Genomic DNA, 15513 nt, shown 5'->3' on the forward strand with positions numbered 1-15513 from the left:
CCGTCGCCCGCCCACCCGCCCCCGCCGAGCAGGCGGTCCTGGCGCGTCCCGGCCGCCGGACCCACCACGACCACCTGCTCGGCCGACCGGGATCGCCTGGTCGGCGGCGGACGGCGGGCGGCGGGCAGCGGGCGGCGGGCGGCGGGCGGCGCGCGGCGCGCGGCGGGGTCGGTCAGCGGGCGACGGGTCCGGACAGCACGACGCGCCCGGACCCTCGAGGGTCCGGGCGCGTCGGGTGCGGTCAGGCGCTCTTCTCGACCGTGGCGTCGGCGCAGTCGCAGGACGTGTCGAGCGCGACGACGCCGTACGTCCAGCCGCGGCGGCGGTAGGCGACGGACGGGCGCGACGTCTCGATGTCGACGAAGAGGAAGAAGTCGTGGCCGACCATCTCCATCTCGTACAGCGCGTCGTCCACCGTCATGGGCTCCGCCGTGTGCAGCTTCTGCCGGATGACGACGGGCGAGTCGCCGAGCGTCGTCTCGACGGCCTCCCCGGGCGTGGTCGGCGCGGTCGGCGCCGGCGGCGGGGGTGCCTCGTGCGTGGCCGGGTCGTAGGGACGCACGTCGACGGGCGGCACGACGGTGTGGTTGCGGTGGTCCTTGCGACGGTCGCGGGCGCGGCGCAGCCGTTCCGCGAGCTTGTCCATCGCGAGGTCGAGGGCGCCGAACCGGTCGTCGGCCGCGGCCTCGGCGCGGACGACGGGTCCCTTGGCCCGCACGGTGAGCTCGACGCGTTCGCGGACCCCCGAGAGCCTCGGGTTGTTCTCGTGGGTGACCTCGACGTCCACGCGCTGCGCCGTGGGCGCGAGCTGCTGGACCTTGGCGAGCTTGTCCTCCACGTGCCGGCGGAAGCGGTCTGCCACTTCCGTGTGCCTGCCGACGACGACGATCTCCATGTGAGCCTCCGCGAGGATCTAGTGCGACGCCCGGCCCGGTGCGTCCGGGCGCCTCGTTCGGATTCGGTAGGAGCACCCGCTGCCGGGTGCGGTGGGCTACCACCTCCTTGCGGCGCAGGGCCGCGCGCTCGGTACGCTCGCGCGGCGGCGCACGTGTCCTGCACGTCCGTCGTCCGCGGCGACTGGCCCTCAGCCTAACCCCCGGTCCGGGGTGTCGGCAGCACCAACGGGAGGTGAACGAGGGGACCTTCGGCCCCCGCGGCGCGCACCTCACGGAGGCTGCCCGGCGGACCGCCGTCGTTCGCCCGGCGACGGGGTCGCGGCGAGCGCGACGGCGCCCAGCACGAGAGCGCCGGCGCTGGTCAGCGCCCTCTCGCACGCGGCGAGGGTCGCTCCCGTGGTGACGACGTCGTCGACGAGGAGGCACGCCACGACCGGTGCCGGCGCGCCGGTCGACGGGCGCCGCCCGGGCGGTCCTCGACGCGCTCCGGCGGACGGTCCGACGAGCCTTCCGGCACCGGCCCCGAGAAGTTTCCCGGGGGCGACGGCGACCGTGCCGAGACGGGCACCGCGCGCCCGCGAGCCGAGCCCGACCTGGTCCCGGGCGCGCCCGCGGTGCACGAGGAGCGCGGCGCTCCGGGCGGGGGTCCCCGAGGTGTCGAGGCCGGCGGCGACCGCACGCGCGAGCAGGGCGACGGGGTCGCGCCCGCGGGCGCGACGCGCGGCCCGCGTCGTCGGTGCCGGGACGACGAGCACCGGGCCACCCCGGGACCCCTCCCCCCGCACCGCCCCGAACCCGGACCCGAGCGCGGGACCGAGCGCGGGGCCGCGCCCCGGCCCGAGCACGGCTCCGAGCACCGGCCCCAGCGCGGTGCCCGCGCGCCACGCGGCGTCCGCGAGCGGCCGGTCGAGGTCCGCCCGGCCGCGGTCCTTCCAGGCGACGACGACGCCGCGCAGGGGCCCCGTGTACGCCGCCGGCGCCCACACCGGCAGGGGCGCGACGCCGTCGAGCCGGTCGAGGCGGGGCGCCCCACGTTCGCGCCGCCGGAGCGGGGCGCGCAGCGGCGCGAGGCAGGGCGCGCACCACCGGACGTCGGGCGCGTCGCAGCCGGGGCACGCCACGGGCAGGACGAGGCGGGCGACGTCGTCGAGGGCGGCGAGGAGCACCGGGCCAGCGTGCCCGGTGGCGCGGGCGTCCGGCACCGGCGAACCGGCCGCCTGTGGACGCCGCACGCGCCGCTGGCTCCCGACCCGCGCCGTCCGGGAGCCTGTGGTCGCCCGGCACGCCGCGCGCCGCCGGGCGCGCGGCGCCTCAGCCGGGGTACGTGGGCAGCCGGACCTCGGTGGCGATCTTGGTCCAGAGGCTCGACGTGCCCGCGGCGTACAGGCTGCTGTCGCTCGTCCCGACGAGCGTGGTGCCGACGCCCGTGGCCGACGCGAGCGAGACGGCGCCCTCGACGGGCGAGGCGGCGACCGTCGGTCCCCCGACGGGCACCCGCTGGACGACGACCTCGGACTCCCCGGACGCCCGGCCGAGGACCCCGAGAAGCGTGCGGTCGGCCCACGTCACCTGCGTCGCGGCGGCGATCGGCTGCCCGACCCGGACCGGTGCGGAGAGCTGGGTCGGCCGGCCGGCCTCGTCACGGACGATGCCCGCGACGTGGACCTGCGCCCCGGAGCCCGAGTCGCTGACGACGGCCACCCGGGCGCCGTCGGGCGCGACCCGCAGCGACATCACGGTGCGCCCGTCGAGCCACGGCGCGGCCACCTCGGAGACCGCGGCGTCGCTGCCGGCCTCCCGCAGGTCCACGACCTGCAACGACCCTGCCTGCACCTGCGGGCCGCTCCACACGTACTGGAACCGGTCGATCGACGGCGCGACGAGGCTCGTCCCCGTGAGGAGCGTGACGGGCCCGGCCTCGGCCGTCGGCGCCGTGACGAGCCGCCCGGCACCGTCCCGCACGACGTACGTGGCGTCGTCGGCCCGGCCGCGGAACGCGAGCGCGGTGGGCTGGAGCCCGGCGAGCGGGGCGGCCGACGTCACCGCGCGCGTCGTGCGCCCCTCCAGGCTCATGATCTGGTCGCCCGAGAGCACGACCGGCTCGTCGGGCGTGGTGGCGACGCCGATGGTCGGGACGTCGTCGGCCGAGAGCTCCGAGCCGCCGACGCCCACCGTGATGTCGACGGGCACGCCGAGCGAGGCCTGGAGCTGCGCGATGAGCATCGCGCGGTCGGCCGGCGACGCCGCGGTCACCGGGTCGGTGAGGGGCACCGCGACCCTGCCCTCCACCGGCGGCACGGAGTCGATGCTCAGCGAGGTGCCCTCGGGCGCGACCGTCGCGACGGACCCTGCGAGCCAGTCCGCCGGTCCGCGCAGCGTCTCGCGGACCGCGAGCGCCTGCCAGTTCCGGCTCGGGAACCAGCGGGCGTCGGGCACGAGGTAGGCCCGGTCGAGGGTCGGGAAGTAGAGGTTGGCCTGCTTGAAGGTGCGCGCGAAGTTGGTGGCCGTGATCGTCAGCCCGTCGTCGACCACGTCGATGCGCCACTGGTCGTCGGCGTCGCGGACGAGGCCGTAGGAGACCTCGGTGGTGCGGCCGGGCGCCTGCTCCGTGTAGACGCCGCGCTCGTCGACGGTGCCCACGACGTCGGCGGTGGCGCGGACCGTCGTCGTGCCGCCCTCGATCGCGGCCTCGTCGACCTCGAGCTGCGGCACGTCCTCGAGGATCGCGACCTGGGAGACGGGCGACCAGTCGTCCTGCGCGTCGCGCGTGAGGAACTCGGACGCGACGTCGAACGAGCCGCGCGCGCCCTGGGCCTGGGCGGCCAGGAAGCCGCGGACGATCTGGTCCGGCGAGGCGTCGCGGCGGGGCGACGCGGCGCTGACGAACGGCTGGCCCGGGTCCTCCGGCGTCGCCTCGCCCTCGACGACGGGCCCGGACGTGGGGATCGAGGCGCACGCGGCGAGGGCGGCGACCCCCACGGCCGCGAGCCCGGCCGCGAGCGCGCGCCCGACCCGGCGCCGCAGGTCCGCCTGCCCCGTGGTCGGACGCCGCACGGTCCCCGTCGTGGTCATCGCCCCTCCTGGACGTCGTCGGGGCCGGCGGCCGGACCGCCGCCGGAGCCGGGCACCGTCGCCCGGCCGGGCTGGGGCGCGTGGTCGCGCGGGATGACGACGGGGATGCCGCCCGTGACCGACGGCAGGTCGGCGGGGCCCGCCGTCCCCTCGACGTCCTCGACGACCGGCGTCCGCACGCTCCACTCCGCGGGCAGCCCGCGGCCGGTGGCCGCCTCGGAGACGAGCGGCAGGGGGGACGACTGGAGCCGGATCCCGGCGCGCCGCGGGAGCGTGAGCCGGAAGCTCGCGCCCCGGCCGGGGCGGCCCCACGCCTCGAGCCACCCGCCGTGCAGGTGCGCGTCCTCCAGGGAGATCGCGAGCCCGAGGCCGGTGCCGCCGGTCGTGCGGGCGCGAGCGGGGTCCGCACGCCAGAAGCGGTCGAACACGTGCTGGACCTCGTCGGTCGTCATCCCGACCCCGTGGTCGCGGACCGTCACCGCGACGGCGTGCCCGTCGCCGTCGACCGTGATCTCGACCGGCCGCTCCTCGGCGTGCTCGATCGCGTTGACGACGAGGTTGCGCACGATGCGTTCGACGCGCCGCGGGTCGATGTCGGCCGTGACGGGCTCGTCGCCGAGGTGGACCGACAGCCACACGCCCTTGCGCTCGGCGAGCGGGGCGGCGTGGTCGACGGCGGCGTTCACCACGTCGCGCAGGTCGCGCCGCTCGGCGTCGAGGACCGCGGCGCCGGCGTCGAACCGGCTGATCTCGAGCAGGTCGGCGAGCAGGTCCTCGAACCGGTCGAGCTGTGCCTGCAGGAGCTCGGTCGAGCGCCGCGAGACCGGGTCGAAGTCCTCGCGCGACGCGTGCAGCACCTCGGAGGCCATGCGGATCGTGGTGAGCGGCGTGCGCAGCTCGTGGGACACGTCCGAGACGAACCGGCGCTGGAGCATCGACAGCTCCTCCATGCGCCCGATCTGCTCCTGGAGGCTCTGCGCCATCTCGTTGAACGAGTGCGCGAGGGACGCCATCTCGTCGTGCCCCTTGACCGGGAGCCGCTCGTCGAGCCGGCCGTCCGCGAGCCGCTCCGCGACGCTCGCGGCCTGGCGCACCGGGAGCACCGCCTGGCGCGTGACGAGCGCCGTGATGCCGACGAGCAGGGCGAGCAGCACGAGCGCCCCGACGAGCAGGACCGACTGGAGGAAGCGCAGCGTCTCCTGGTCGGCCTCGAGGTCGTAGAGGTAGTAGAGCTCGTACGTGCCCGCGACCGGCACCTCGACGGTCGAGCCCACGACGATGCCGGGCACCACCCCCGACGACTCCGGGTGCGCCGGGTCGACCGGGATCGCCACCGACTGGAGGTACTGCTCGCCGTCCGCCGCCACGGTCGCCGCGCGCATCTCGGGCGACACGAGGCCGTCGAGCTGCTGGTCGGTCGACTGGTCGAGGAAGCCGACCGTGCCTGACCCGCCGGACTGCCAGAGGAAGACGTCGCGCGACGACCCGGTGGTCTGGAGCATGGAGAAGAGGTCGAAGAGGAGCGACTGGGCCTCGGTCGGCGTCGACGCGGGCGACGCGTCGAGCGTGCGGCGCGCCTGTTGCGTGGACTGGGCGCTCTCCTGGTCGAGCTCGGCGGCACGCCGCTCGTAGAGGCCGTCGCGCATGGCGTCGGTGAGGTACGCGCCGAGCGCCCCGACGGTCAGCACGCCGACGACGAGCGCCGACGTGACGACGCGCAGCTGCATCGACGAGCGCCAGCGCCACACCACCCGGCGGACGGTCGCGCGCGCCCGGCGCCGGACGCGGCGCCAGAGCCCTCGCCCGCGCCCGTCGGCGGAGCCGGCCGTCGTGCTCACGTGCGGGTCGCGCCCGCCTTGTAGCCGACGCCGCGCACCGTGAGGACGATCTCCGGGTTCTCCGGGTCGTGCTCGATCTTCGAGCGCAGGCGCTGCACGTGGACGTTGACCAGTCGCGTGTCCGCCGCGTGCCGGTAGCCCCAGACCTTCTCGAGGAGCACCTCGCGCGTGAAGACCTGCCACGGCTTGCGCGCGAGCGCGACGAGGAGGTCGAACTCGAGCGGGGTCAGGGACACCTGCTCGCCGCCGCGCGAGACGCGGTGCCCCGTGACGTCGATCTCGACGTCGCCGATGGACAGGTGCTCGGGGGCGGGCTCCTCGGTGCGGCGCAGGCGCGCCCGGATGCGGGCGACGAGCTCCTTGGGCTTGAACGGCTTGGAGATGTAGTCGTCGGCACCCGACTCGAGGCCGAGCACGACGTCGACCGTGTCGCTCTTCGCGGTGAGCATGATGATCGGGACGCCCGACTCCGCCCGGATGAGGCGGCACACCTCCGTGCCGTCCTTGCCCGGGAGCATGAGGTCGAGCAGGACCAGGTCCGGCTGCGTGGTGCGGAACGTCTCGAGCGCGAGGTCGCCGTCCGCGCAGAACACCGGTTCGAAGCCCTCGGAGCGCAGGACGATGCCGATCATCTCGGCCAGGGCGGTGTCGTCGTCCACCACGAGCACACGAACCTTCATGCGGACATCTTGCCATCGACGGGCCCGACGTCGGGGCGGCCGGGCCCCGCGGCGAGGGTGAACCCGCGGACGGGCGCACCCGGCGGCGCGAGCCCGGTCGGCCGCCGCGCAGGGCCGCGTACTAGGGTGGCCTCGCCGCCGTTGCCGATCCTCGCCCGGCGGCCTGGACCGACGCCCGAGCCGACCGCGGGGGACCACGAGCACATGAGCACACCCGACACCTCCGGCACGCCGGACGGTGCCACGCCCGACCCGACGGCGACCACCGGCCCTACGCCGCCCGCCGCGCCCGGTCCGGGCGGCGACGCGAGCGGCTGGGGTGCGCCCTCGTACGGCGCCCCCGGCTACGGTGCGCCCGGCTCGCCGGCGCCCCAGCCGCGGTACGGCCAGTACGCGCCCGGCCAGGAGCCCGGTCAGCACCCGCCGACGGACCAGCCGCCCGCACCCGGCGCGTGGGGTGCGCCCGGCGCCGCTCCGGGACAGCCGGGGTACGGCCAGCCGGGCTACGGCCAGCAGCCCGGCTACGGCCAGCAGCAGCCGGGGTACGGCCAGCCCGGCTACGGTCAGCAGCCCGGCTACGGCCAGCAGCAGCCGGGGTACGGCCAGCAGCCCGGTTACGGCCAGCAGCAGTTCGGGCAGGGCCAGTACGGGCAGCAGCAGTACGGCGCGCCGGGCTACGGCCCGCCGCCCGGCCTCGCGGGCGCGCCCTACGCGCCGGCCGCGGCGAAGCCCGGCATCATCCCGCTGCGCCCGCTGTCGCTCGGCGAGATCTTCGACGGCGCGTTCGGCGCGATCCGCCACAACCCCCGGGTCGTGCTCGGCATGAGCGCGCTCGTCGTCGTGGTGGCGACGCTGCTCGGCACCTTCCTCGGCTGGGCGTTCTCCGGCTACGTCGCCCAGTACTTCGACGTCGTGCTGGACGAGGCCACCTTCCCCGGCTTCGACGAGAGCTTCGCCACGACGCTCGCGAGCTCCCTCGGCATCCAGGTGACCACGTTCTTCGCCGCGCCGATCATCGCGGGTCTCCTCACGGTCTCCGTCGGCCAGTCCGCGATCGGGCGCAAGGCCGGCGTCGGCGAGGTCTGGTCCCAGGTCGGACGGCGCACGTGGTTCCTCATCGCCTTCCCCCTGCTGACCGGCCTGGCCGCGTCCGTGGCGCTCGGCCTGGCCACGCTCCTCGTCGTCGCGGGCTTCGCGGTCTCCGAGGGGCTCGGCGCGTTCCTCATCGTCGTCGCCCTGCTCGCCTGGCCCGTGCTCCTCGTCTGGGTCGGGACGCGGACCGGCCTCGTGCCTCCCGCCCTGGCGCTGGAGGGGCAGCCGTTCTGGCGGACCGTCAAGCGGGCGTGGCTGCTCACCCGCGGCAGCTTCTGGCGGTTGTTCGGCATCTACCTGCTCGCCCTCGTGGCGATGAGCTTCGTCTCCGGCATCGTCGCGTACCCCGCGAGCCTCGCAGCGTCGTTCCTGCTCATGGCGGGCCAGACCTTCCTGTACCACCTCGTGCAGGCGATCGGCGTGGCGCTCTCGATGATCCTCACCTCGGTCTTCCTGGGCTGCATCGTCGCCCTGCTCTACATCGACGTGCGCATGCGCCGCGAGGGCCTGGACGTCGAGCTCGCCGCGGCGGCGAGCGAGCAGCCGCCCGCATGACCGTCCGGTCGCTCGCGGCCGACGTGCCCGTGCAGCCCGGCGCCGACGAGGCCCGGCGGTGGCTCGTCGGCGAGCTCGCCGGGCCGGAGTACCGCACGGACCCGTCGCTCCTGCAGCGGTTCCTCGAGTGGCTCCAGGGACTGTTCGACGGCGCGCCCACGCTCGACCTCGGCGGCCCGCTGACGGCGGTGGTCGTCGTCGTGGCGGTCGCCGTGGTCGCGGCGGTGGCCTACTGGGTCGCCGGTCCGGTGCGCCTGTCGCGCCGGGCGAAGGCCTCGGTGGTCGTGCTCGACGACGACGCGCGCACCGCGGCCGAGATGCGGGCCGCGGCCGACGCCGCCGCGGCGCGCGCCGACTGGGCGACCGCCGCGCTCGAACGCTTCCGCGGCGTCGTGCGCTCGCTGGAGGAGCGCGCGGTCCTCGACCCGCGTCCCGGACGGACCGCGTGGGAGGCCGCACGGACGGCGGGCGAGCGCCTGCCCGACGTCGCGGACGGGCTCGAGCGCGGCGCGCACCTGTTCGACGACGTCGCATACGGCGCCGTGACCGTCGGCCCGGAGGCGGACGCCTTCCTGCGCGCGCTCGACGAGCGGACGCTCGCGACGCGCCCCGCGCTCCGTGCGGAGCTCGCCGCCTCCGCGCCCGGTGACGGCGCATGAGCGCCCCGACGACGTCCTCCGTACCCCCCGGCGCGGCGCCCTCCGCGGGTGCGTCGGGCGACCCGCGAGCCGTGACGACCGCCTACGTGCCCGTGGTCGGCGACGGCACGACCGCCCGCTCGCGGGCCCGCAGTCGCTGGCGCCGGGCGCGCTGGCCCGTCGCCGTCGTCGGCGCGCTGCTGCTGCTCGCCGGGCTGACGGCGCTCGCGCGGCCCGCGACGTCGGCCACGCCGCTCGCACCCGACAACCCGGGCCCCGCCGGGGCGCGCGCGGTCGCGCAGGTGCTGGGCGACCAGGGCGTGCAGGTCACCTACGTGCGCACGGTCGCCGACGCGGTGCGCGCCGCCGAGGAGGGCGGCACGCTCCTCGTCGCGCAGGGCGACTACCTGCTCGACGAGCAGGTGGAAGCGCTCGTCGGGACCCCCGCGGACCTCGTGCTCGTCGCGCCGCCCGACCACCTGCTCGCCGCCGCGACCGACGGCGGCACGGAGCTCGCGTACGACTGGGGCTCCGGCGGATCGGCACGACCGGCGCGCTGCGCGGACCCGGCCGCGCAGGCCGCGGGCTCGATCCGCTCCGACGGCGTCGGCTTCGTCGCGCTCGACGACGCGACCGTCCTCTGCTTCCCCTCCCCCGACGACCCGTCCCTGGGCGCCTACCTCGTGCACGAGGCCGACGGGCGCACGGTGCGCGCGGTGGACACGCCCGCAGTCCTGCGCAACGACTCGGTCACCGAGGACGGCAACGCCGCGCTCGCGCTCTGGACGCTCGGCGCGCACGACCGTCTCGTGTGGCTCGTGCCCGACCCGTTCGACACGTCGCTCGCCGACGACGGGAGCACGACCCCCGGGCTGTCCCTGCCGCCGTGGTTCGGCGTCGTCGCCCTGCAGGCGCTCGTCGTGCTGCTCGTGGTCGTGCTGTGGCGCGGCCGCCGGCTGGGCCCCCTCGTCACGGAGGACCTGCCGGTGATCGTGCGCGCCGCCGAGACGACGCGCGGCCGCGGCCGCCTCTACCGACGCGCCGGGGCGCGCGGCCACGCCGCCGCAGGGCTGCGCGCGAGCGCCGCCGACCGTCTCGCGCACCGCCTCGGCCTGCCCCGCTCGGCCGACGCCCCCACCGTCGTCGACGCCGTCGCCCGCGCGACGGGTCGGCCGGGCGACCAGGTCGCCCAGCTCCTGTACGGACCACCACCCGCCGACGACGCGGCGCTGCTCGAGCTCGCGCGTCACCTTGACCGGATCGAGAGCGAGGTCTACCACTCGTGACGCACCACCCCGACGGCTCCGTGCCGCAGCCCGACCGCTACGCGCCGCCCACCCAGGACCCGGGCGTCGCCGACCGCGTGAGCGCGGCCGCCGGCCAGCCCGCGCACCGGCCCGGACCGCAGGCACCCGCCCCGCAGACGCCGTACGGCCAGGGCCACGCGCCCGCCGCGCCGACCCCGACCCCCGCACCGGTGCACGACGCCCCGCCCGCGCCGTCGCCCGAGCTGCGGCAGGCGCTCGCCGCCGTCCGCAGCGAGGTCGGCAAGGCCGTCGTCGGGCAGGACGGCGCCGTGACGAGCCTGCTCATCGCGCTGCTCTGCAAGGGCCACGTGCTGCTCGAGGGCGTGCCCGGCGTCGCCAAGACGCTGCTCGTGCGCACGCTCGCCGCGTCGCTCGACCTCGGCACGAAGCGCGTGCAGTTCACGCCCGACCTCATGCCCGGCGACGTCACGGGCTCGCTCGTGTACGACGCGCGGACCGCCGAGTTCTCGTTCCGCGAGGGGCCGGTCTTCACGAACCTGCTGCTCGCCGACGAGATCAACCGCACGCCCCCCAAGACCCAGGCGTCGCTCCTGGAGGCCATGGAGGAGCGGCAGGTCTCGGTCGACGGCACGCCGCGCCCGCTGCCCGACCCCTTCCTCGTCATCGCGACGCAGAACCCCGTCGAGTACGAGGGCACGTACCCGCTGCCCGAGGCGCAGCTCGACCGCTTCCTGCTCAAGGTCGTGCTGCCGCTGCCGGAGCGCGAGCAGGAGGTCGAGGTGCTCGCACGGCACGCCGCCGGCTTCAACCCGCGCGACCTCGCGGGCGCCGGGGTGCGCGCCGTCGCCGGGCGCGACGTGCTCGACCGCGCCCGCGCGGAGGTCGCGCGCGTCCAGGTCGCGCGCGAGGTGCTCGGCTACGCCGTCGACGTGTGCCGCGCGACGCGCCACTCCCCCTCGCTGTCGCTCGGCGTGTCCCCGCGCGGTGCGACGGCGCTGCTCGCCACGTCGCGCGCGTGGGCGTGGCTCTCGGGCCGCTCCTACGTGACGCCGGACGACGTCAAGGCCCTCGCGCACCCCACGCTGCGCCACCGCGTGCAGCTGCGGCCCGAGGCCGAGCTGGAGGGCGTGACGGCCGAGAGCGTGCTCGACACCGTGCTCGCGTCCGTCCCCGTCCCCCGCTGAGGCGTCGCTCGTGGCCCTGACGTGGCGCGCCGTCGTGCTGGCGGCGCTCGGGATCGTCCCCGTGCTGCTCGTCCCCGTGCCGGGGACGGTGCTCGTGTGGACGCTGCTCGTCGTCGCGCTGTGCGCGCTCGACGCGGCCCTCGCGGCGTCCCCGCGGCGCGTCGCGATCGAGCGGCGCGTCGCGGGCTCCGTGCGGCTGACCGACGCGACGGCGTCCCGGCTCACGCTGACGAACCTCGCCCCGCGGCGGTTGCGCGCGCTCGTGCGCGACGCGTGGCCGCCGTCCGCGGGGACGCAGGTCAACCGGCACGCCGTCGACCTGCCGCCCGGCGAGGCGACGCGCGTGACGACCGTGCTCGTCCCGACGCGCCGCGGCGAGCGCGTCGCGGACCGCGTGACGATCCGCTCGTTCGGCCCGCTGCGGCTCGCCGCGCGCCAGGCCTCGATCCCCGTGCCCGGGCGGCTGCGCGTGCTCCCCGAGTTCGCGTCGCGACGCCACCTCCCGAGCCGCCTCGCGCGCCTGCGCGAGATGGACGGGCGCGCCGCGGTGCAGGTGCGCGGCGAGGGCACCGAGTTCGACTCGCTGCGCGAGTACGTGCTCGGCGACGACGTCCGCTCGATCGACTGGCGCGCGTCGGCGCGCGGCCGGGACATGGTCGTGCGCACGTGGCGGCCCGAGCGCGACCGCCGCGTGCTCATCGTCGTCGACACGTCCCGCACGTCGGCGGCGCGCGTCGGGGACGCGCCGCGCCTCGACGCGAGCATCGAGGCGGCGCTGCTGCTCGCCGCTCTTGCGGGGCGCGCCGGGGACCGCGTCGAGCTCGTCGCGTACGACCGCACCGTGCGCTCGCGCGTCGCAGGGGCCGCCGGGCCGCGCCTCATGCCCGCCATGGCGGACGCCCTCGCGCCGCTCGAGCCCGCGCTCCTCGAGACCGACTGGCCCGGCCTCGTCGGCACCGTCCACGAGCGCCTGTCGCAGCGCGCGCTCGTCGTGCTCCTGTCGACGCTCGACGCCGCCGCCGTCGAGTCCGGGCTGCTGCCCGTCGTCGGGCAGCTCACGGCCAAGCACCAGGTCGTGCTCGCCGCGGCCGGCGACCCCGAGGTCGCCGCCCTGCGCGACGACCGCACCGGGACCGCCGAGGTGTACGACGCCGCGGCCGCCGCGCGCGGCGAGATCGAGCGCGCCGCCGTGACGACGGTCTTGCGCCAGCGCGGCGTCGAGGTCGTCGACGCCCTCCCCGACGACCTCGCCCCCCGGCTCGCCGACACCTACCTCGCGCTCAAGGCGGCCGGCCGCCTCTGAGCCCCCGCCGGAGGCCACCGAGCCGGAGCCGGTGGTCGCGCGAGGTAGAGCCGCGGTCGCACGAGGTAGAGGCCCGGTCCCACGAGGTAGAGCCGAGGCTGCGCGAGGTAGAGGCCTGGTCTCACGAGTTGAGGTTCCCCGGGTTCGCCGAGCAGGGATCCCGGCTCCGTCTGCGGCGCCGGGCCACCTGAAGCGCCCGGTCGGGCGCCACGACCATCCGGTCGGCGCGCAACCCGTCCGGGGTGGGCCGACGTCGTCGTGCCCTCGAGCGTGGGCAGGCCCACCCCGGGCGACCACGCCTCTACCTCGCGCAAACCACGCCTCTACCTCACGCAACCACGCCTCTACCTCGCGCAACCACCGCTCTACCTCGCGCAAACCACGCCTCTAACTCGCGGAGCTACGGCTCTACGTCGGGAGACCAGGCCTCTACCTCGCGGGAGGTGGTTCCGGGGCCCTCTCCCCCGACCGTCAGGGGCGGGAGGTAGGGTCGTCCAGCACGTCCATCCCGACCTCAGGAGACTCCCGTGGCCTGGCAGCCGACCGACCCCCGGCAGCGCGTCCGGCGCAACCGTCGCGTCGCGATCATCGTCGTGGTGGCGCTGCTCGCGACGTTCCTCGTCCCGGCGCTCGCGATCGTCCTGTCCTGACGGGCCGATGGCCGACGAGCGGTTCGGGCCGCGGCTGAGCCACGACGACCTCAACCGGGCGCTGCTCGCGCGCCAGCACCTCGCCGCCCCGCGCGACGCGACCGTGCTGGACGAGGTGCGCCACCTCGTCGGCCTGCAGTCGCAGGTCCCGTCGTCGCCGTACCCGGCGCTCTGGTCGCGCCTGGCGGGCTTCGCGCCGGACGACCTGGGCGACCGCCTGCTCGACCACCAGGTGGTGCGCGTCGCGACGCTGCGCGGCGCGGTGCACCTCGTCGCGGCCGACGACGCGCTCGAGCTGACGGCGCTCGCCCGCCCCGGTCTGGCGACCTACCTGCGGTCGCGGAACCAGCACGGGACGGCGCTCGCCCATGTCGACCTCGACGACCTCGAGCGCGCGGCGCGAGACCTGCTCGCGGACCCGCTGACGTCGGTCGAGCTGGGGCGGTGCCTCGCGGAGCGCTGGCCCGACGTCGACCCGAAGCACCTCGCGTACGCGGCCCGCTGCCTGCTCCCGCTCGTGCAGGTCCCGCCCCGCGGCCTGTGGGGCGCGAGCGGCACGGGCACGACGACCACCTGGACGACGGCGCAGGCCTGGCTCGGGCGGTCCGACGACGCCCTCGACGCCGTCGCGCACGGCACGGACCCGGACGCGACGCTCGCGGCGCGCGTCCGGCTCGTGCGCCGGTACCTCGCGGCGTTCGGCCCGGCGTCGGTGGCGGACGCGCAGCGCTGGGCGGGCCTGACCCGGCTGCGCGCCGCGGTCGACGTGCTGCGACCGGAGCTCGTGACGTTCACCGGCCCGGCCGGCACCGAGCTCCTCGACCTGCCCGACGCGCCGCGCCCACCGGGCGACGAGCCCGTGCCCGTGGTCCTCGCGGGCGACTTCGACAACCTGCTCCTGTCCCACGACGACCGCACGCGCGTCCTCGGGGACCTGCCGGTCACGAGCGTCGTGAGCGTCAACGGTCAGGTCGCGGCGGCGGCCCTCGTCGACGGCCGCGTCGCGGGCGCCTGGACGGCCCGCCCGGCGGCACCGGCGGCGCGCAGCGCCCGAGCAGCGACCGCGAACACCCCTAGCGCCCGAGCAGCGGCCCCGGCCGACGGGACGCGCCCGGTCGACGGGACGGACGTCGTCGTGCACGTCGAGGTGCGGCCCCTGCGCGCACGGAGCAGCCCCGGCGCGTCCGGCGGCGAGGCGCCGAGCCTCGCCGACCGCCTGCGCGACCCCGCGGTGCGCGACGAGGTCGTCGCGCGCGCCGAGGACTGGGTGCGGTGCGGGTGGCCGGACGCGCGGGCGCGCGTCGTCGTCGACGGCTGAGGCGTCGGGGGTCAGGCCGCGACGGGCGCGGTGTCGCCCGCGTGGTCGGCCGTGAGGTCGCCCGTCTCCCCGGCCCGGACCGCGCGGCGACCGAGCACGATCGTGTAGACCCAGAACGCCGCGAGCGCGACCGCCCCGATCACGATCTTGAGCCACCACGGCAGCTCCGACCCGGTGACGAACCCCTCGATGACGCCGGAGACCGCGAGCGCGATCGCGAGGCCGATCGCGACGGTGACGAGCGCCCGGCCCTCCTGCGCGAGGGCGCGCGAGCGCGGCAGGGGCCCGGGGTCGATCCACGCCCAGAAGATCCGCAGCCCGGCGGCGCCGGCGACGAAGATCGACATGAGCTCGAGCAGCCCGTGCGGCGCGATGAGCTGGAGGAAGAGCGCGAGCTCGCCGTGCGCGGCCATCATGCCGCCGATCGAGCCGATGCCGACCGCGTTCTGGAACAGGACCCACACGGGGAACACCCCCGTGATCCCGAGGCCCACGCAGAAGGCCGCGATCCGCGCGTTGTTCGTCCACACGACGGCGGCGAAGTCGACGCCCGGGTCGTAGTAGGACGCGAACGCGTCGTTCACGTACTCCTCCTGGACGCTGGGCGGGCCCATGGAGGCGAGGCCCTCGGGCGTGGTCGCGACCCAGACGCCCGCGACGAGCGCGACGAGGAGGCACGCGGCGGTCACGCCGACCGACCACCACCGGATCCGGTAGAGCGCGGCCGGGAGGGACACCGTGAGGAACCGCACGACGTCGCGCCACGCGGGTTCGTGCGCCCCCGCGATGCGCGTGCGGGCGCGCCCGAGGAGCACGGACAGGCGCGAGATGAGCACCGGGTCCGGCGCGACGGAGCGCACGGTCGACAGGTGCGTCGCGACGGACTGGTAGAGCCGGACGAGCTCGTCGGCCTCCGCGCCGTCGAGCGTGCGGCGGCGGACGAGCGCGTCGAGGCGGTCCCACTCCGCGCCGTGCACGTCGGTGAAGGCGTCGAGGTCCACGACCGATACCCTGCCACA

13 protein-coding genes are annotated in these 15513 nt (G+C 76.6%); 7 read left to right on the forward strand and 6 right to left on the reverse strand.

The features are described 5' to 3' along the window. Positions 1-241 precede the first annotated feature (241 nt). The 5 genes from raiA to mtrA form a co-directional block, all read right to left on the reverse strand. A complete protein-coding gene (gene raiA / locus GWJ10_RS14735; protein WP_076405955.1) occupies positions 242-895 on the reverse strand; it encodes a ribosome-associated translation inhibitor RaiA in 654 nt (217 codons plus the stop codon). Between the two features lie 270 nt (positions 896-1165). Further along, positions 1166-2062, reverse strand: a complete 897-nt coding sequence (locus GWJ10_RS14740) for a ComF family protein (RefSeq protein WP_163188276.1) — start codon at positions 2060-2062, stop codon at positions 1166-1168. Between the two features lie 145 nt (positions 2063-2207). Further along, entirely contained in the window at positions 2208-3968 is a 1761-nt protein-coding gene (locus tag GWJ10_RS14745; protein WP_163188278.1) for an LpqB family beta-propeller domain-containing protein, read from the reverse strand. Next, on the reverse strand, positions 3965-5806 hold the full coding sequence (gene mtrB, locus GWJ10_RS14750) for an MtrAB system histidine kinase MtrB (protein ID WP_319946716.1): 1842 nt from the start codon (positions 5804-5806) through the stop codon (positions 3965-3967). The genes GWJ10_RS14745 and mtrB overlap by 4 nt, the downstream gene beginning before the upstream one ends. Beyond that, positions 5803-6486 (reverse strand): MtrAB system response regulator MtrA, encoded by a 684-nt coding sequence (gene mtrA, locus GWJ10_RS14755; protein WP_034655451.1) that lies wholly within the window; start codon positions 6484-6486, stop codon positions 5803-5805. The genes mtrB and mtrA overlap by 4 nt, the downstream gene beginning before the upstream one ends. Before the next feature lie 204 nt (positions 6487-6690). Here mtrA and GWJ10_RS14760 point away from each other — a divergent pair, with 204 nt between their 5' ends. The 7 genes from GWJ10_RS14760 to GWJ10_RS14785 all read left to right on the forward strand — a co-directional run bounded on the left by GWJ10_RS14760 (position 6691) and on the right by GWJ10_RS14785 (position 14494). Next, positions 6691-8133 (forward strand): hypothetical protein, encoded by a 1443-nt coding sequence (locus tag GWJ10_RS14760; protein WP_163188280.1) that lies wholly within the window; start codon positions 6691-6693, stop codon positions 8131-8133. Continuing rightward, entirely contained in the window at positions 8130-8792 is a 663-nt protein-coding gene (locus GWJ10_RS14765; protein ID WP_061267514.1) for a DUF4129 domain-containing protein, read from the forward strand. Before GWJ10_RS14760 ends, GWJ10_RS14765 begins: the two co-directional genes overlap by 4 nt. A gap of 71 nt (positions 8793-8863) precedes the next feature. Further along, complete coding sequence (locus GWJ10_RS14770; RefSeq protein ID WP_083711963.1) at positions 8864-10057, forward strand: DUF4350 domain-containing protein; 1194 nt, start codon at positions 8864-8866, stop codon at positions 10055-10057. A gap of 191 nt (positions 10058-10248) precedes the next feature. Next, positions 10249-11223, forward strand: a complete 975-nt coding sequence (locus GWJ10_RS14775; RefSeq protein WP_034656053.1) for a MoxR family ATPase — start codon at positions 10249-10251, stop codon at positions 11221-11223. Between the two features lie 10 nt (positions 11224-11233). Then, positions 11234-12526, forward strand: a complete 1293-nt coding sequence (locus GWJ10_RS14780) for a DUF58 domain-containing protein (RefSeq protein WP_163188282.1) — start codon at positions 11234-11236, stop codon at positions 12524-12526. A 527-nt stretch (positions 12527-13053) separates the two neighbouring features. Beyond that, complete coding sequence (locus GWJ10_RS20030) at positions 13054-13176, forward strand: hypothetical protein (RefSeq protein ID WP_255179365.1); 123 nt, start codon at positions 13054-13056, stop codon at positions 13174-13176. A gap of 7 nt (positions 13177-13183) precedes the next feature. After that, positions 13184-14494: a winged helix DNA-binding domain-containing protein gene (locus GWJ10_RS14785; protein WP_163188284.1), complete on the forward strand. Its 1311-nt coding sequence runs from the start codon at positions 13184-13186 to the stop codon at positions 14492-14494. Positions 14495-14505: 11 nt separating this feature from the next. On the opposite strand, the gene GWJ10_RS14790 is transcribed toward GWJ10_RS14785, so the two are convergent. Beyond that, the gene (locus tag GWJ10_RS14790) at positions 14506-15495 is read right to left on the reverse strand and encodes a stage II sporulation protein M (protein WP_061267511.1); all 990 of its coding nucleotides are present in this window, start codon (positions 15493-15495) and stop codon (positions 14506-14508) included. Positions 15496-15513 lie beyond the last annotated feature (18 nt).

The organism is Cellulosimicrobium sp. SL-1 (assembly GCF_011033075.1).
GTDB lineage: Bacteria > Actinomycetota > Actinomycetes > Actinomycetales > Cellulomonadaceae > Cellulosimicrobium > Cellulosimicrobium funkei.